General features: G+C 40.6%; 15 protein-coding genes and 3 tRNA genes. 17 read left to right on the forward strand and 1 reads right to left on the reverse strand.

The genetic code is table 11. The features are described 5' to 3' along the window. Window positions 1–129 precede the first annotated feature (129 nt). From purE to HMPREF1865_RS05390, 14 genes are all read left to right on the forward strand, one after another. Window positions 130–621: a 5-(carboxyamino)imidazole ribonucleotide mutase gene (purE, locus tag HMPREF1865_RS05325; protein ID WP_060919443.1), complete on the forward strand. Its 492-nt coding sequence runs from the start codon at window positions 130–132 to the stop codon at window positions 619–621. 102 nt (window positions 622–723) lie between these two features. Beyond that, on the forward strand, window positions 724–1,452 hold the full coding sequence (purC, locus tag HMPREF1865_RS05330; RefSeq protein ID WP_004693728.1) for a phosphoribosylaminoimidazolesuccinocarboxamide synthase: 729 nt from the start codon (window positions 724–726) through the stop codon (window positions 1,450–1,452). 11 nt (window positions 1,453–1,463) lie between these two features. Beyond that, window positions 1,464–2,882 carry an amidophosphoribosyltransferase gene (purF, locus tag HMPREF1865_RS05335; protein WP_008602814.1) on the forward strand — a complete coding sequence of 473 codons (1,419 nt, stop codon included), beginning with the start codon at window positions 1,464–1,466 and terminating at the stop codon, window positions 2,880–2,882. After that, complete coding sequence (gene purM, locus HMPREF1865_RS05340; protein ID WP_060919444.1) at window positions 2,869–3,942, forward strand: phosphoribosylformylglycinamidine cyclo-ligase; 1,074 nt, start codon at window positions 2,869–2,871, stop codon at window positions 3,940–3,942. The genes purF and purM overlap by 14 nt, the downstream gene beginning before the upstream one ends. Continuing rightward, window positions 3,923–4,546, forward strand: coding sequence for a phosphoribosylglycinamide formyltransferase (purN, locus tag HMPREF1865_RS05345; RefSeq protein ID WP_060919445.1), 624 nt, complete (start codon window positions 3,923–3,925; stop codon window positions 4,544–4,546). The genes purM and purN overlap by 20 nt, the downstream gene beginning before the upstream one ends. 24 nt (window positions 4,547–4,570) lie before the next feature. Continuing rightward, the gene (gene purH, locus HMPREF1865_RS05350; protein ID WP_060919446.1) at window positions 4,571–6,100 is read left to right on the forward strand and encodes a bifunctional phosphoribosylaminoimidazolecarboxamide formyltransferase/IMP cyclohydrolase; all 1,530 of its coding nucleotides are present in this window, start codon (window positions 4,571–4,573) and stop codon (window positions 6,098–6,100) included. A gap of 145 nt (window positions 6,101–6,245) precedes the next feature. Then, the gene (gene purD / locus HMPREF1865_RS05355) at window positions 6,246–7,508 is read left to right on the forward strand and encodes a phosphoribosylamine--glycine ligase (protein WP_060919447.1); all 1,263 of its coding nucleotides are present in this window, start codon (window positions 6,246–6,248) and stop codon (window positions 7,506–7,508) included. A 262-nt stretch (window positions 7,509–7,770) separates the two neighbouring features. Then, window positions 7,771–8,913, forward strand: a complete 1,143-nt coding sequence (locus HMPREF1865_RS05360; RefSeq protein ID WP_060919448.1) for an isochorismate synthase — start codon at window positions 7,771–7,773, stop codon at window positions 8,911–8,913. A gap of 40 nt (window positions 8,914–8,953) precedes the next feature. Then, on the forward strand, window positions 8,954–10,843 hold the full coding sequence (gene menD / locus HMPREF1865_RS05365) for a 2-succinyl-5-enolpyruvyl-6-hydroxy-3-cyclohexene-1-carboxylic-acid synthase (protein ID WP_060919449.1): 1,890 nt from the start codon (window positions 8,954–8,956) through the stop codon (window positions 10,841–10,843). After that, window positions 10,840–11,700: a 2-succinyl-6-hydroxy-2,4-cyclohexadiene-1-carboxylate synthase gene (gene menH / locus HMPREF1865_RS05370; protein ID WP_060919450.1), complete on the forward strand. Its 861-nt coding sequence runs from the start codon at window positions 10,840–10,842 to the stop codon at window positions 11,698–11,700. The genes menD and menH overlap by 4 nt, the downstream gene beginning before the upstream one ends. Window positions 11,701–11,704: 4 nt before the next feature. Further along, on the forward strand, window positions 11,705–12,547 hold the full coding sequence (gene menB / locus HMPREF1865_RS05375) for a 1,4-dihydroxy-2-naphthoyl-CoA synthase (RefSeq protein ID WP_004693709.1): 843 nt from the start codon (window positions 11,705–11,707) through the stop codon (window positions 12,545–12,547). Between the two features lie 200 nt (window positions 12,548–12,747). Further along, window positions 12,748–14,226: an o-succinylbenzoate--CoA ligase gene (gene menE, locus HMPREF1865_RS05380; protein ID WP_060919451.1), complete on the forward strand. Its 1,479-nt coding sequence runs from the start codon at window positions 12,748–12,750 to the stop codon at window positions 14,224–14,226. Window positions 14,227–14,239: 13 nt separating this feature from the next. Next, the gene (gene menC / locus HMPREF1865_RS05385) at window positions 14,240–15,391 is read left to right on the forward strand and encodes an o-succinylbenzoate synthase (protein ID WP_060919452.1); all 1,152 of its coding nucleotides are present in this window, start codon (window positions 14,240–14,242) and stop codon (window positions 15,389–15,391) included. Next, window positions 15,388–15,765 (forward strand): PaaI family thioesterase, encoded by a 378-nt coding sequence (locus HMPREF1865_RS05390; RefSeq protein ID WP_060919453.1) that lies wholly within the window; start codon window positions 15,388–15,390, stop codon window positions 15,763–15,765. The genes menC and HMPREF1865_RS05390 overlap by 4 nt, the downstream gene beginning before the upstream one ends. 243 nt (window positions 15,766–16,008) lie before the next feature. Here the strand turns inward: HMPREF1865_RS05390 and HMPREF1865_RS05395 are convergent, their stop codons facing one another. Then, the gene (locus HMPREF1865_RS05395) at window positions 16,009–16,644 is read right to left on the reverse strand and encodes a hypothetical protein (protein ID WP_060919454.1); all 636 of its coding nucleotides are present in this window, start codon (window positions 16,642–16,644) and stop codon (window positions 16,009–16,011) included. Between the two features lie 320 nt (window positions 16,645–16,964). Here HMPREF1865_RS05395 and HMPREF1865_RS05400 point away from each other — a divergent pair. From HMPREF1865_RS05400 to HMPREF1865_RS05410, 3 genes are all read left to right on the forward strand, one after another. Further along, a tRNA-Asp gene (locus HMPREF1865_RS05400) sits at window positions 16,965–17,040 on the forward strand. 21 nt (window positions 17,041–17,061) lie between these two features. Beyond that, window positions 17,062–17,137 (forward strand) — tRNA-Phe (locus tag HMPREF1865_RS05405). A gap of 12 nt (window positions 17,138–17,149) precedes the next feature. Further along, window positions 17,150–17,235: transfer RNA gene (locus HMPREF1865_RS05410), tRNA-Leu, on the forward strand. The last annotated feature ends 74 nt before the right edge of the window (window positions 17,236–17,309 follow it).

Below are 17,309 nucleotides of genomic sequence, written 5' to 3' on the forward strand. Positions count from 1 at the left end.
AATTTGAGTACAAGAAGGAGGTAGCACCGTGAACTATGCAAATCAACAAATTCAAAGCAAGTCTACGGAGGCTACTTGTGCGCATTTGTCCCAGTCTGTTTCGGCTGGGCTTTTTTATTAGGAGGATCTATGAAGGTCGGTATTATCATGGGCAGCAAGTCTGACCTGGACACAATGAAAAAAGCATCTGCCGTACTTGATGAATTTAACATTCCCTATGAAATGGTTATTGCCTCAGCTCATCGTACCCCAGAGGCTGTAAAGAATTTTGTTACACGACTTGAAGATGAAGGGGCTATCGCTTTTATTGCTGGTGCAGGCGCAGCGGCTCACCTACCTGGTGTGGTGGCGAGCTTCACTACACTACCTGTTATCGGCATCCCACTTAATGCAACCGCATTAAAAGGTATTGATTCTCTACTTGCTATTGTACAAATGCCATCTGGCATGCCTGTAGCAACTATGGCTGTAGATGGTGCTAAAAATGCAGCGCTCTTTGCAGTACAAATTGGGGCAGCTTTCAATAAAGACCTGAAAGAACAATATCAAGAATATCGTAAAGATATGGCTGAAAAAGTCTTAGCAGACAATGCAGAATTACAAGGTGCTATTCATATTTAATCATATAAATCATCGGCGATTAAATATTGGTTAAGAAAAACAGTTTATTTAGATATCTATTACATAGTTTGTATCATTAATTTATGATAAAGGAGAAAGATCATGGCTAACATCGATTTGGAAAAATTAACATTATTGTACGAAGGCAAAGCAAAACAAGTATATGCAACAGATAACAAAGATGAGTACATCGTTCATTACAAAGATGATGCCACTGCATTTAATGGTGAAAAACATGACACCATCCTTGGTAAAGGCGTATTGAATAACAAAATTTCCTCTTTCTTCTTTGAATTGTTGAAAAAAGAAGGCGTACCAACTCATTTCGTTCGTCGTGAAGATGATCGCAACCAAACAGTACTTGCATTGAAAATAGTTCCTCTTGAAGTTATTGTTCGTAATATTGCGGCAGGTTCGATGGCTAAACGCTTTGGCATTGAAGAAGGTACACCACTTAAACATCCAATCCTTGAATTCTGCTACAAAAATGATGAATTAGGCGATCCATTTGCCAATGAATCCCAAATTACAGCACTTGGTTGGGCTACTCAAGAACAACTTGATGTAATTTCTACAATTACTTTAAAGGTAAATGATATATTGAAGAAATTTTTGGCTACTAAAAATGTGACCCTTGTAGATTTCAAGGTAGAATTTGGTACCCATAATGGTGAAGTTTTATTGGGTGATGAAATTTCTCCTGATACATGCCGTTTCTGGGATGCTACAACTGGTGAAAAACTCGACAAAGACCGTTTCCGTCGAGATCTTGGTAATATTGAAGAAGCATATAAGGAAATGTTATTCCGTCTTACAGGTGAGCGTGCCTAATAGGGGGGAAGATGAACTACGATTCTGTTTTTGATAAATGGCACGAAGAGTGTGGTGTGTTCGGCATCTATGATAGGACCGTTGATGTAGCACGCTATGTATATTGGGGACTATTTGCTCTCCAACATCGTGGTCAAGAAAGTGCGGGCATTGCTGTTACCGATGGTCATGATGTAGAACTGAAAAAAGGCATGGGCTTGTTGACTGAAGCTATTAAAGAATTACCATCTTTGCCAAGCTATATGGGGACTGGTCATGTGCGGTACTCTACGACCGGGTCCAATAATCCGCGTAATATCCAGCCTTTGGTTATTCACTACCAAGGCGGTCAAATTGCGGTGGCTCACAATGGAAACTTAACGAATGCCTTATCTATTCGAAAACGCCTCGAAGCCGATGGTTCCATCTTTCAAACGACGATGGATTCTGAGGTTATCGTAAACTTGATAGCCCGTTCTAAAGCAGAAACACAAGCGGAACGGATTGCCGATGCGGCGCGTCAAATTGAAGGGGCGTTCTCTTTAGTCATTACTACGAACGACTCTTTGGTAGGTGTACGAGACCCTCAAGGATTTAGACCACTTTGTTTAGGTAAAACTGAAAATGGTTATGTGCTCTCTAGTGAAAGCTGTGCTTTTGATGCGATTAAGGCAGAGTTTATTCGTCATATAGATCCTGGTGAAATGGTTATCATCGATGACTCTGGTGTGCGTAGTACTATGTATGCGGAACCAGAAAAAATCGACAAAAAACTTTGCGTCTTTGAATACATCTATTTTGCACGTGGCGATAGTCATATCGATGGTCAATCCGTATATCAATCTCGGCTAAATATGGGCCGCGAACTATATAACGAAACTAAGTATGATGCAGACATCGTAATGTCCATTCCAGATTCCGGTACAACAGCTGCATTAGGTTATGCTCGTGCATCGGGTATCCCTTTTGCGGAAGGTTTAGTTAAGAACCGTTATAGCGGTCGTACCTTTATTAAACCAAATCAAGAGGAACGAGAATTAGCTGTTCGTATGAAGCTAAATGCATTGCCACATATTGTTGGAGGCAAGCGTATCGTCCTTATTGATGATTCTATTGTGCGCGGTACTACGAGTGGTATCATTGTGAAAATGCTAAAAGAGGCTGGTGCTAAAGAGATTTATATGTGTATTAGTTCTCCAACTATTGAGTATTCCTGTCACTATGGCATTGATACATCAGTGCGTAAAGAACTTATAGCAGCTACTCATACAGTGGATGAAATTAGAGATTTTATCAAGGCTGATAAATTACATTACTTGTCTCGTGAAGGCCTATGTCGTGCTGTATCCGATGTAAAGCCAGATGATTTATGTTTTGCATGTTTCAATGGTGATTATAGTGTAGCGGTTCCTGCGGACCAAGAGGAAGGGGTCAAATATGTGCTCGAATAAAACTAGTTTAACCTATCGCGATGCAGGTGTTGATATCGATGCAGGTAATCGCGCCGTAGAACTGATGAAAGAATCTGTTAAACGGACGTATACACCGGGTGTTGTTGGTGATTTAGGTGGTTTTGGGGGACTCTATTCCTTAGCTGGTTATGCTATGTCTGATCCTATGCTCGTATCTGGTACAGATGGGGTGGGCACCAAATTACGTCTCGCTATTATGATGGATAAACATGATACTATCGGTCAAGACTGTGTAGCTATGAGTGTTAATGATATCCTCGTACAAGGTGCTACACCTTTATTCTTCCTTGATTATATTGCGGTTGGCAAACTAGAGCCTGTAAAAGTGGCGGATATCGTACGTGGTGTAGCTGAGGCTTGTGAAGAATCTGGCTGCGCCTTACTAGGCGGTGAAACTGCTGAGATGGCAGGTTTCTACGATGATAAGGATTATGATGTAGCTGGTTTTGCCGTTGGTATCGTAGATCGTTCTAAATTGATTACTGGTGAAAGTATCAAGGCAGGAGACGTTATTCTTGGGTTACCATCTTCTGGGGTTCATTCTAATGGCTTCTCGTTAGTTCGTAAAATTGTATTTGATCATAAGGGTTTCTCCATTGATCAAGATATTCCTGAATTTGGCAAAACACTGGGAGAAGAATTATTAACGCCAACGCGCTTATACCCTAAAGCTGTATTACCGTTGATTAAAGAAGATTTAATTAGAGGTATGGTTCATATTACGGGCGGCGGTTTCTATGAAAATATTCCTCGCGTCTTACCTACGGGAGTAACGGCAGAGATCGATTGTGATACATGGCCTCGCCTTCCAGTTTTTGAAAAGCTACAAGAATGGGGCAATGTAGATTGGCATGAAATGTACCGTACTTTTAACATGGGCATTGGCATGATCCTCATAGTGGACGCTGCGGATGTGGATCGAGTAAAGGCAAATCTTGAAAGTCGTAATGAAGCGGTATATGAAATTGGTCATATCGTTAAAGGCGAAGGACCAGTTGTTGTAAAAGGGGCGGTATTTAATGACCAGTTCCGTAGTTAAAAAACGTCTAGCTCTATTCGCAAGCGGTAGAGGCTCCAATGGGGAAGCCCTCTATAAAGCCATGCAAGAAGGATATATTAATGGTGAGTTTGTAGTTATCATTACAGATCACGGTGATGCAGGGATTGTTGAACGTTCTAAACCTTGGAATATCCCACTCATTGTCATCGAGCGTAGCGACTATGATTCTAAAGCTAGCTTTGAACAAGCCCAGTTAGATGCGTTAGAGCCCTATAAGATAGATGGTATCGTTTTGGCTGGATATATGCGCATTGTAGGGGCTCCATTGATTGAGCACTATGAGCATAGAATTTTAAATATCCATCCTGCCTTGTTGCCATCCTTTCCGGGACTACATGGACATCAACAAGCTATTGATGCGGGAGTAAAGGTAACCGGTTGTACGGTACACTTTGTTGATGCCGGAATGGATACGGGGCCTATCATTATGCAGAATACGGTTCCTTTATTACCGGAGGATACAGAGGATACCCTGAGTGATAGATTATTGCCTATTGAACATAAAACATATAAAGAGGCGTTACGACTATTTTGTGAGGATAAGCTCACTATAAAAGGTCGTGTTGTATATATTGAAGATTGATGTGTAAGCAAAGGAAGACGTTAGATGATTAAAAATGCATTACTTAGTGTTTCTGATAAAACAGGTATTGTAGACTTTGCGAAAGGTTTAGTTGATTTAGGGGTAACCATTTATTCCACAGGTGGGACCCTTAAAGTCATAACTGAAGCAGGTATTCCGGCAAAATCGGTAGAGTCTTTGACTGATTTTCCTGAAATGATGGATGGCCGCGTAAAGACATTACATCCTAAGGTGCATGGTGGTATTTTGGCGATCCGTGATAATGCGGAGCATCAACAAGCTATGGCAGAACATGGTATTGAACCAATCGACCTTGTTGTAGTCAATCTTTACCCGTTCCGCGAAACCATTGCAAAACCTAATGTATCCTTAGAAGAGGCCATCGAAAATATCGATATTGGTGGTCCTACGATGGTTCGTTCTGCAGCAAAGAATCATGCCTTTGTGGGTATCGTAGTAAATCCAAATCATTACGATGAAATCTTAGAGATGCTCAAGGATCAAGGTGAATTGACTAAGGAATATCGCTTTGGACTTGCCAAAGAAGCCTTTGCTCATACGGCGGCTTACGATGTGGCCATTGCTAATTATATGAGTGGAATCTTGAATGAAGGCCCTACACCTCCTGAATATTTGAGTGCTTATGAGAAGGTAACAGATCTTAGATATGGGGAAAATCCGCATCAACAAGCCGCATTCTATAAAGAAATTGGTACAGCTCATGGCATGGGGGCCTTGAAACAATTACATGGCAAAGAGCTTTCCTATAACAATATTGTAGACATGGAAGCGGCATGGAATATGGTATGGGAGTTTACTGAGCCAGCTGCATGTATTATTAAGCATACGAACCCATGTGGTGCCGCTACTGCATCTACATTACATGATGCCTATATAAATGCGTACGAAGCTGATTCCGTATCCGCCTTTGGTGGCATCGTAGCCTTAAACCGTGAAGTAGATGCAGCTACTGCCGGAGAAATGAGCAAAATTTTCTTAGAAGTTATTATGGCACCTGCTTTCACAAAAGAAGCATTAGAAATTCTTGAAGCTAAGAAGAATATTCGTCTCATTGAACTATCTAAGCCGGAATCTGGTCAAGTGACAGTAAAGAAGGTGTCTGGTGGTTTATTAGTGCAAACAGAAGACGATATCTTAGAAGACCGCGTTAATTATAAAGTTGTTACGAAGGTACAACCGACAGAGGAACAATGGAAAGCTCTTGAATTTGCATGGAAACTCGTAAAACATGTAAAATCCAATGCGATTTTGATTTCTAATGAAAAGCGTACTCTTGGAGTTGGGGCCGGTCAAATGAATCGCGTAGGTTCTGCAAAAATTGCTCTTGAACAAGCCGGGGAAGCCGCTAAAGGCGCTGTATTAGCATCCGATGCATTCTTCCCATTTGGAGATACCGTAGAAACAGCGGCAAAGCATGGCATTGCAGCTATTATTCAACCAGGTGGCTCTATTCGCGACGAAGAGTCCATCAAAGCGGCTGATGAAGCGGGCATCGCTATGGTATTTACAAACATTCGTCACTTTAAACATTAACTAGTTAAGAATTTTAGCGGATTGTTAAGAACTATTAGGGCAAAATATCTATTGAACGGTCAACAATTATTGATGTTTGGAGTGGCCCCGTTATGTGTTTATATTATTATGGATTTGATGGCGTTTAGGCGCCGATGGAGGACTTATGAAAGTATGTGTAATCGGTAGCGGCGGCCGTGAACATGCATTGGCGTGGCGATTGTCCATCAGCCCTAGCGTAACAAAGGTATATGCTATTCCTGGTAGCGCGGCTATGTCAGATTGTGCAGAGCTAGTTGGCATCGATTGGCAACAAAGCGATCATTTAATTAGCTTTTTGAAAGATAATCAAGTTGATTTAGTTGTTGTTGGGCCTGAGGCTCCTTTAGTAGCGGGCTTAGCAGATGTACTTAATAAGGCGGGAATTCCAGTTTTTGGTCCATCCAAAGCAGCCGCTCAACTAGAGGGTTCAAAGGTATTTGCTAAAGACCTCATGAAAAAATACAATATTCCCACTGCTGCGTATGGTGTATTCCACAAGGTAGATGAAGCGAAAGCTTTTATTGCCCAAACAGGAGCTCCTATTGTTGTTAAAGCTGACGGCTTGGCGGCAGGGAAGGGTGTTGTAGTAGCCATGACCATCGATGAAGCGAATGCAGCCGTAGAAGATATGCTCAGTGGTAATCGATTCGGTGATGCAGGCAGCACCGTTGTTATCGAAGAGTTTATGGAAGGCGAAGAGGCTAGTTTATTAGCCTTTGTAGATGGCAAGACCGTAGTTCCTATGATTGCCTCTCAAGATCATAAACGCATCTTTGATGGTGATAAAGGGCCTAATACAGGTGGCATGGGGACCTATGCACCGGCCCCCGTTCTTACAGATGCATTGCGGGACGCAGCGATGAAAACCATCTTAGAACCTATGGTAGCGGCTATGGAAAAAGAAGGCATGCCGTATGTAGGCTGCCTTTACGCGGGGCTTATGATTACTGACGAAGGTCCTAAGGTGGTAGAATTCAATGCGCGCTTTGGTGATCCTGAAACACAAGTTGTATTGCCGCTACTGGATAGTGATTTAGGTGAGATTATGATGGTCTGTGCTAAGGGCACATTAACCTCTAATATGGTGAAATGGAAAGATTCCTCAGCGGCTTGCGTTATCCTTGCTTCTAAGGGTTATCCTGAAACTTCATCAAAGGGCGATGTCATCAGTGGAGATATTAAACAATATGACACAACCATCGTATTCCACTCTGGTACAAAGCTTGTTGGTGAAAACTATGTCACTAATGGCGGTCGTGTGCTCGGTGTTGTTGGCCTTGGTAAAGACCTTAGAACGGCACTTGATAGAGCCTATGGACGTATAGAGCATATCGACTTTGAAGGCATGCAATATCGTACAGATATTGGGGCTAAGGCTTTTAAATAAAGTAACAACATTTTGAATATAATGAAAACCTCTACATTCATGCACGACGCATGCGGTGTAGAGGTTTTATTTTCTACCTTTTAACTGTTACCTATGATATAATAAATTAGATATAAAGAGGGCCCATCGACGTGTGATGGCGTTAGGCTCATCTCAAAAATTTGGAAACTTATTGATGACGCCTGACGTGTAGAAGTAAATCTTCTACACGTTAGGTGTTTTTACTATAGTCTATTTTATTTCTTAATAGCGATATACAACTATGATATATAATAAAGAACCGTTAGAACTGAATAGTCCGGTAGCCTTTTGGCTGAATTTTCCCAACGAAGAACGCGTATTTTGGGTGGATCGTCAAAGTGACCGCATCGTTGTAGGCGCTAAACGTTTGGCGACGGTCAAAGATGATGAAGATCGCCATAATTACGCTTACGTGTTTTATGGAGATACTTTTTTTGAAAACTCTAAGGACCCTAAATGGGCTGGCATGGGCCATGAAATGATTGCTTTCACCCATTACTATATCGTAGAAAATGGGGAGTCTTTCTACTTGCACGCTGGTGAAAGCGTCCCTATTACAGATTTCGAGGTGCCTCGAGTTCGCCATAACTACAAGGAAACCAGTGATGATAAGGCGGCTTGGGATAGTTTGATGAACGCTATCGCTGATGGTATTAGTAGTGGTGAAATGACGAAGGTCGTTTCTTCTCGAGAGGTACAGTTTACTAGTGAAACACCATACAATGTGGCAAGTATTTTAGCAAATTTAGTAGATAATAATCCAAATTGCTTTATCTTTGGTTACGAAAAGGATGGACGCACCTTTGTGGGTGCATCGCCAGAGATTCTAGTTCGCCATCGAGGTAGTGAAATTCTCAGCTATGCCTTGGCGGGGACAGCGCCTAAACATGGACCAAATGCGTGGACTAAGGAACAACTGTTAACGGATAAGAAAAATCTCTTTGAACATAATATCGTCCGTGACCGTATTGTGGATATCATGAAATCTATTACTCCGGAGGTTATAATAGGTGAAACGGGTATCATGGAGCTGGCGCATCTCTATCATTTGCGCACCATTATTACTGCAAAGGATAGCACAAAATCCCTCGTGGAATGGGCAAAGTTGCTACATCCTACACCGGCTCTCGGTGGTGAACCGCGAGAAAAGGCGTTGGCATTGCTACAAAAGTACGAAGCTCATGAGCGCGGCATGTATGCAGCACCTTTTGGCTTTATGAAAGATATGGGGGACGGCATTGTCATCGTTGCTATTCGATCTGCCCTCATTATGGATAATGTTCTTTATGCCTATGCAGGATGTGGCGTCGTAGCCGATTCTGATGCGGATGAAGAGTACGCAGAAACTAATAATAAAATGCGCACCATTTTGGATGCGTTATAATAAATTTCCAAACCCTTAGATGTTGTTGAAAGGGAATATAATGAACGAATATATTGCTGCCTTGGTAGATGAGTTTTACCAACTCGGAGTCCGGTATGCTGTGTTTAGCCCTGGTTCTCGTTCTACGACGATGGCTATGCTTTTCACGGAGTATGAAGGCTTTGAAACATATATGAATATAGATGAGCGCTCTGCTAGCTTTATGGCGCTTGGCATTGCAAAGGCTCATAAAGAACCAACTGTGTTAGTTTGTACATCCGGTTCCGCAGTGGCTCATTATTTGCCCGCTATTTTAGAGGCTCAATATAGTGGGGTACCTCTTATTGTATTGTCTGCCGATAGACCTTATACCTTGCTACATACAGGGGCTCCACAAACAGTAGATCAACAAAAAATCTTTGGTACAGATGTAAACTATTATGAAGAATTATCGGTGCCCCAAGATGAGCATTACTACACATATCCACGACAAGTAGCACGCAAGGCGTATATGAAAGCTATGGACATCAAAAAGGGGCCAGTGCATATCAATGTACCGCTCTTTGAGCCATTAGTGCCTGAACTAGATCGTAAGCACTTTGAAGTGGGACGTAGTACTTACAAAGTGTTTAAACCTAATTACGGTGATGTATTCAGCTACCAGAATAGAAGTAATAATGCAAGTAATACAAGTAATGCAAGTAATGCAAGTAATGTAAGTAATGTAAGTGACGTAAGTTATACTAAAAATACTACTGATAATAGTGCTAATAACGCTAATAACGCTAATAACTTTAATCTATTGCTTGCACAGTATAAGAGAGTCCTTATTTTAGCTGGTCCACAAATTAATGTAGATGAAGTTGAGTCTATTCATTCCTTTGCGGAGAATTTACAAGCTCCTATCTTGGCGGACCCATTGTCTAATGTAAGACGCTGTCATAAGGCTGGTGCTATTGATGACAATCATGAAGTTGCTAGCAATCGTAGTAATGATACAAATATGACTCAGGATAAACAAGTCTCTGATGTTGTGATTTCCACATATGATGCATTTTTAGCGGATAAAGAATTATGGCCTGTACTAAAGCCGGATTGTGTGATTCAGTTTGGCCAAATCGTTGTGTCGAAACGGGTACAGCAAATGGTAGCAAGTTGGGATAATGTGGAGTATATTGAGGTAAATCCCACAATGGACTCTATGAATCCAACGGGGAAAACCACCATGCATATGCAAGCAAGCATAGATATGTTTACGCATTTGTTCGCTGTAAAGAACGAATCTAATGCATATCTTAATAGATGGCAACGTTTAGAAGTAGCTGGTAAAGCTCAACTAAGTACAGCCATAGAAGAACCAAGTTCTTTTGAAGGTCGCACGATACGCGAGTTGCAACAGCATATTCCTGATAATAGCCAAGTGCTAGTGGCAAATAGTATGACCATTCGCGACTTTGATTACTTCTGGTTCTCTGGTGAGTCCGATGCCGTTCTTTACGGTAATCGTGGTGTTAATGGTATCGATGGCACCGTTTCAACTGCACTAGGTCTTGCCACAAATGGTAAGTCTACATATCTTGTAACGGGAGATTTGTCTTTGTTCCATGATCTAAACGGCTTAGCGGTCGCTAAAACGCAAAATCTAAATTTGACGATTATTTTGCATAATAACGATGGAGGCGGTATTTTTGAATATTTACTGCAAAAGGGAACAAAGCATTTTGATTATTTGTTCTCTACGTCACAAGGCTTAGATTATAGTGGAGCAGCTAAATTATATGGCTGTGGTTATACTAAGATTATTAATCCTGATGAATTGAGTCGTGTATTAGCTAAAGTTAGCACGGAATCTGGCGTTCATATCATTGAAATACCTACAGACCGGGAATATAGTCGACAGTTACATAAGAAATATACAAAAGTTTCAGTTGATATGGAGGCATTACTATGAGTCAGTATTTTTGCAGTATTGTAGATAATGCTTTATGTAATCCAGCTCAGCGTATGTATTTTGACTTGGGCGAGTACCGCTACGGTTTGACTGTGGTAGGTGAAGGGGAACCTATTGTATGTTTACACGGCTTCTCTGAATCGAGCTATACTTGGGATGCTATTAATCTGCCGGGGTATCGCGTGGTCCGTATCGATTTGATCGGCCATGGTGATTCAGATATTCCTGATGAGGATAAGGCCTATACCATTCCTCAAATGATAGAGGACTTGCATACAGTTATCTATCATATGGTTGGTGAAAGCTATTACCTCATGGGCTATTCCATGGGTGCTCGTATTGCACTTTCCTATGCGTTGGAGTATGAACGTGAAATCAAAGGTCTCATTCTTGAAAGTGGCTCGGTAGGCATCGCTTCTGATGCTAAGCGAGCAAAACGCCGCAAGGCGGATGAAGACTTAGCAGTTAATATCGAAGAACATGATGGTGCTTGGTTTGCTACACGATGGGCGGAGGTTCCTATTTTTGAAAGTCAAAAACAACTTTCAGAAGGGGTAGAGGAATTAATCTATCTACGTCGATCCAATAATAGTACGTACGCATTAGCTTGTACGTTGCGTGGCTCAGGGCAGGGCGTAATGCCTTATGTAGGGGATAAATTAGAAAAATTTTCTGTTAAAGGTTTATATGTGAGTGGCGCATTAGATACAAAATATACTACAATAGGAAGAGATGTATTTGGCAAGTTGCCAAGTTTTAATCATGTCATCGTTGAAGGGGCGGGGCATAATGTACATATAGAAAAACCGCAGATTTTTGAACAAGCGGTATTGGATTTTTTACAGAAGAAAGGTTAAGTCCATGAGCAAATTTGATTGGAAAGTATTGGATCGTAATTATGAAGATGTAATTTACGAAACATATAATGGCATTGCAAAGATTACTATTAACCGTCCAGAAGTGCGCAACGCGTTTCGTCCTAAAACGGTAATGGAGTTAATTGATGCTTTCACAGTAGCTCGTGAAGATAACGAAGTAGGCGTAATCGTATTGACTGGTGCTAACCACGGTAAGGGCGAAGATAAAGAGGCGTTTTGCTCTGGTGGTGACCAAAGCGTACGTGGTCACGGTGGTTATGTAGGTGAAGACAATGTGCCTCGCTTGAACGTTCTCGATTTACAACGCTTAATTCGCGTCATCCCTAAACCTGTTATTGCAATGGTTAATGGTTATGCTATCGGTGGCGGTCATGTGTTACACATCGTATGTGACCTTACAATCGCTTCTGAAAATGCTAAGTTCGGTCAAACTGGTCCTCGTGTAGGCTCCTTCGACGCTGGTTATGGCGCAGGTTACTTGGCTCGTATGATCGGTCACAAACGCGCTCGCGAAGTATGGTTCTTGTGCCGTCAATACACAGCAGCTCAAGCGTATGAAATGGGCATGGTTAATACGGTTGTACCATTTGACAAATTGGAAGAAGAAACAGTTCAATGGTGTAGCGAAATCCTTGAATTATCTCCAATGGCTTTGCGCATGTTGAAAGGCGCTTTCAATGCCGACACAGATGGCCTTGCAGGTTTACAACAATTCGCAGGGGACGCTACATTGATGTACTATACAATTGATGAAGCGAAAGAAGGTCGTGACGCGTTCAAAGAAAAACGGAAACCTAACTTCAAACAATTCCCTAAATTCCCTTAATTGGGAGTCGATACAGTCCTATATGACGGACTATATTAACGGTTAAAACGACAAGTGCGCCTCTATAGGAGGCGCCTTTCTTGTAATATTTCTTTATTTATCATATTTCAATTATTATTTTTTTAGTTTTTACTTATTATTTACTATTTATTGGTAATTAGTGATTACTTATTAGTGATTAGGTTTAGATACGAGGTGAGATGATGGAGTGGTTACGTTATGGTGCACAGCACTACCCTAATCGTAAATGTATAAATGAATATACCTATAACGATATATACCGTGGTGTACTCCATGTAGCTCGTAATTTAGTGCCTTTAGACGCATCTCGTGTGGCTATCTTGTCTGATAACTCTGTGACCATGGCAATGTATGTGTTGGCTGCTATGCTAGTTCATAAAGAGGTACTTTTACTTAATGTACATCTTAAACCAAACGAAATAGCGAACCAATTGAATCAATTAGGTGTTACCACTGTATTACATAGTAAAGAACGACGTAATCAATTGCCTGATGCCGTTGAATCTCAAGTATCAAATTTAGTTGACCCTATAGTATCAGATTCTGTTGAAAATCAATTATCTCATTTCGTTGATTCGAAGACCTCTAATTCAGTTGTTGCAATTGAGTTTGAAACTCTAGAAAGTATTCTATCGGATTTATCGGTCGAGGACTTCTTTGATTGGATATTTGCGGATGCAGACATTGCTGCTATCATGAATACGAGCGCTACTACGGGGCAATTTAAGTCTGTGCCGCTTAGATGGGGACAAATTAAAGCTCATGTACAAGCCTCCCAAGAGGTACTAGGAAAAACAGAGCAGGATAATTGGCTAATGGTACTACCTCTGTTTCATGTAAGTGGTTTATCTATTTTGATGAGGTCTCTTTATAACGGGACGGCTGTCACTATTTTGCCTAAATATGATGAAGCTCAAGTTCTCAAACTTATAGAATCTGAGCAAATCAATATGATGTCCTTAGTGCCCACTATTTTGACTCAATTAGAGCCACATATTACGCACCATGCATTACGTGTTATATTGCTCGGTGGAGAATTCATTTCTATGGCTCTCATTGAAGCTTGTGAAAAGAAATCTTTGCCTATCTATAAGACCTACGGCATGACGGAAACCTTTAGTCAAAGCGTGACCTTCTCTGTATTGGAGTATTCTCATAAACGAGAATCTGTAGGTAAGCCATTGCCTGGCATGCAGGTTCGTATCGATAATCCTGATACAGATGGGGTAGGCGAAATTCATTTGACGGGCCCGATGGTTATGACTGGTTATATCAACAAGGAACCTATCGATGGAGACTTTAATACAGATGATATTGGTTACATCGATGAGGACGGCTTTGTTTATATTTTGAATCGCCGTGAGGATCTCATCATTTCTGGGGGTGAAAATATTTACCCTAAGGAACTAGAGGATTTAGTATATACGTTGCCATCGGTGAAGGAATGTGCGGTTGTACCAGTATCTGATGCTAAATGGGGACAAGTGCCAGCCCTCTTTGTGGCCTTTCATGATGGTAAAAGTTTGCTACCAGAGGATATTCTAGCTTTTATGTCGAACTCTTTAGCGAAATATAAGGTTCCGAAATATGTAAAAGTATTAACCGCATTGCCTCGAAATGGAACTGGCAAAATATTGCGTAATGAATTGAAATTATAAAATTGAGGCGCCTATGAATAATATTTTAAACTTTAAAAGTATAACTACATATCGCCTTAAATTGCCACTGAAGTTCAATTTTAAGACTGCCAAGGGCGAGGTGAAAGAAAGAGAGACTATCGTTGTTCGCATTGAAGACCAACAAGGGTATGTAGGATATGGGGAATGCGTAGCTTTCACAGATCCATTCTATACATTTGAGACCGTAGAAACCTGTTGGAAAACCTTAGTAGATGATTATATCTTTAATCTGCGCTTGATGCGGCCTAAGCCACTGATGACCTATGTACGACAATTACAATTTTGGCGCAATCGAGACAATATGCCTATGGCTATTGCGGCTCTAGAAAATGCGCTTATTCATCTTCATTGTGAACGGATAGGTGTAAATTCTGTTTCCTACATTATGGATCAACCTTTACAAGAGACAATTGAAAGTGGTATCGTCGTCGGTGATGTGCCAATAGACCAATTACTTGATGTTGTAGCGCATCATGTAGTAAATGGTTGTAAGCGGATTAAATTAAAGGTAAATCCTATAGATGGTTATGAACGCGTAGCTTTAGTTCGCAAACATTATCCGGATTTGGTCTTAGCGGCTGATGCAAATCGAAGCTATTCATATCAAGAAATAGATAAGGTCCGTCAGTATGATGATTTAGGTCTAGCTTGTATTGAAGAGCCCTTTGCGATAGCAAACCTTCAATCTTATAAAGATTGGAAGTGGGAGCATCTTAATCATGGTGATTGGAAAATCTATACGCCAATTTGTTTGGATGAGTCTATTTTAGGATATGATGATTTGTCCTATGCTATCGAATATGGTTTGATTGATGTGCTTAATATAAAAGTAGGGCGCATGGGGGGGCTTATTCCAACAAAAGCGGCTATTAATCTATGTAGAGAACGTCATATTCCCTATTGGATTGGTAGCATGGTAGAGTCAGGGGTTTCTAAAATGCTTCATGCCCAGCTTGCCGCATTAGGAGATTCCTATATGGCAGGGGATTTGTCCGATTCAAATCGATATTTTGAACAAGATCTTATTTTCCCAGATTTAACCTTTAAAGCGGGTATTATGCAGGTCCCTGATGGTGATGGACTAGGTGTAACAGTCTTTGATGACCGGCTAGAAGCCTATTGTATGGAGAAACGAACACTATGAATTTAATTGAATCCTTACAAATCGATGTACCTCGTATGACGAGCGACACTACATGTATTGCAAAAATGAATTTAAATGAATTTCATAAACAACCGCAAGGCTATTTAAATGGTGGTGCTACCTTAGCTTTTGCAGAAATTATTGCAGGCATGATGAGCAATGAGCTGGTAGGTTCTCATAAATTTGGCGTAGGCCAGTCTGTAACTGCTAATCACCTACGTCCTGTAAGATGTGAAGGAACGTTAACAGCCTTAGGAACATTACTAGTGAAAGGCAAGACCTCCCACGTATGGCGCTTTGATATGATAGATGATGTACAACGCCTTATTTCACAAGTGACTGTAACCTTGGCTATTGTAGATTTTGATAGATAAAATCCCATTGTAGTGGATTTAGTTATATTTGCTAATTAAGTTACGTATAATTTCGCTCTATATGAGAACTTACGATCGTTAAGTTAAGAAGATAATATGATAATAAAAGGACAGTATCTATTGAAAATTAGATACTGTCCTTTGTTGGTTTTACAATGTAAATAGCTCATCTAGAAAACGACTTAACTCTTTTTTACGGTTTCTAAACTCTGCCATTTAAAGTGTTAGAAAAGACAAAGATATTTATTTTCTAGTGATAGTATATAGGTCTTCGATATCAGGAATATCGTAAATTACCCATGTGCCATCTCCTAAATGACGCATCAAAACTCTTATATCTTTTGTCATATTCTTTTTATTATTTTGTATTGTTACAGTTACGGTAGCCGTATCATCATTATCTTCTGATTTTAGGTTTTTAACCTCTACATCGTGTTCTTTAAATAGGCGACCTTCAATAAGACGATCTACCATAGACTTATTATCGTCATTTGCTGTAGTTGTATCATTAGTAGGTGATTCAGATTTAAAGCTGTCAGGATCTTCGATATAGGTCCGTATTACGTCTTCGATAAGAGCTGGTCCAAATGTTTTGGTAGCTGCTATTGTAGCTTTACCAAGTGGGGTAGATGTATCGACATATTTATTGCCTTCTCGTTCTACAATATTTTTTATAATGGATTTTATATCTACGTGACGCAATGCTTCGTCTGCATCTTTGTCTTGTACTGCTTGGTGAATGATTTTTAATGTGTAGGCCGGTGTATGTGGCAGATACCACAAGAAGTACCATGCTGCGGCCATCGCTCCTACAATGGCTATGATAAGAGCGATAATAACACCTTTGGAATTGAACTTATTCACAGCGAATCCTTTCATGTTTCTATAGAGTCATTTTCATACTGAATATATACATATTGTAGCATATTGAGTAAAGAATAGGATGATTTCTAGTAAAGCCTATACCTAGTGAAGCTTGTAGAGAAAATTGTACTATTGTGAAAACTGATGAATTATGACGATATAAGGGGGATTCCTGTAATATATTATAGAGATACATTTATAAAAGCTATAAAATAACGATTATCAAATATAATCAATTATTTTAATAGATTTGTAATAATATTTTTTTAAAAAATAGTTGCATTGCTCTTAAATCCATGATATTATGTACAAGTAGTCAACGTGAGTTGATACGCGGCCCCGTGGTGTAGCGGTTAACATGTCGCCCTGTCACGGCGAAGATCGTCAGTTCAAATCTGATCGGGGTCGCCATTTTTTTTTACAAAAAATCATGCCTCGGTAGCTCAGTTGGTAGAGCAACGGACTGAAAATCCGTGTGTCGACAGTTCGATTCTGTCCTGAGGCACCATTTGTATTCCATGCGGTTGTGGTGGAATGGCAGACACGCCATCTTGAGGGGGTGGTGAGCGTACGCTCGTGAGGGTTCAAGTCCCTCCAACCGCACCAAAAATATAAGGACCTACAGTTTACTGTAGGTCTTTTTTTCGTTGTACGCCGAATAGGCATGACTAAACCCCCAG

It is taken from the genome of Veillonella parvula (assembly GCF_001553335.1).
GTDB classification, from domain to species: domain Bacteria; phylum Bacillota; class Negativicutes; order Veillonellales; family Veillonellaceae; genus Veillonella; species Veillonella parvula_S.

Excerpts from the sequence above, each read along its gene's own strand:
- menH (WP_060919450.1), top strand. The coding sequence starts at position 10,840 with ATGAGTCAGTATTTTTGCAGTATTGTAGATAATGCTTTATGTAATCCA.
- HMPREF1865_RS05390 (WP_060919453.1), top strand. The coding sequence starts at position 15,388 with ATGAATTTAATTGAATCCTTACAAATCGATGTACCTCGTATGACGAGC.
- HMPREF1865_RS05395 (WP_060919454.1), bottom strand. The coding sequence starts at position 16,644 with ATGAAAGGATTCGCTGTGAATAAGTTCAATTCCAAAGGTGTTATTATC.
- menD (WP_060919449.1), top strand. The coding sequence starts at position 8,954 with ATGAACGAATATATTGCTGCCTTGGTAGATGAGTTTTACCAACTCGGA.
- purD (WP_060919447.1), top strand. The coding sequence starts at position 6,246 with ATGAAAGTATGTGTAATCGGTAGCGGCGGCCGTGAACATGCATTGGCG.
- purH (WP_060919446.1), top strand. The coding sequence starts at position 4,571 with ATGATTAAAAATGCATTACTTAGTGTTTCTGATAAAACAGGTATTGTA.
- purM (WP_060919444.1), top strand. The coding sequence starts at position 2,869 with ATGTGCTCGAATAAAACTAGTTTAACCTATCGCGATGCAGGTGTTGAT.
- menC (WP_060919452.1), top strand. The coding sequence starts at position 14,240 with ATGAATAATATTTTAAACTTTAAAAGTATAACTACATATCGCCTTAAA.
- menE (WP_060919451.1), top strand. The coding sequence starts at position 12,748 with ATGATGGAGTGGTTACGTTATGGTGCACAGCACTACCCTAATCGTAAA.
- purE (WP_060919443.1), top strand. The coding sequence starts at position 130 with ATGAAGGTCGGTATTATCATGGGCAGCAAGTCTGACCTGGACACAATG.
- purN (WP_060919445.1), top strand. The coding sequence starts at position 3,923 with ATGACCAGTTCCGTAGTTAAAAAACGTCTAGCTCTATTCGCAAGCGGT.
- purF (WP_008602814.1), top strand. The coding sequence starts at position 1,464 with ATGAACTACGATTCTGTTTTTGATAAATGGCACGAAGAGTGTGGTGTG.
- purC (WP_004693728.1), top strand. The coding sequence starts at position 724 with ATGGCTAACATCGATTTGGAAAAATTAACATTATTGTACGAAGGCAAA.
- menB (WP_004693709.1), top strand. The coding sequence starts at position 11,705 with ATGAGCAAATTTGATTGGAAAGTATTGGATCGTAATTATGAAGATGTA.
- HMPREF1865_RS05360 (WP_060919448.1), top strand. The coding sequence starts at position 7,771 with ATGATATATAATAAAGAACCGTTAGAACTGAATAGTCCGGTAGCCTTT.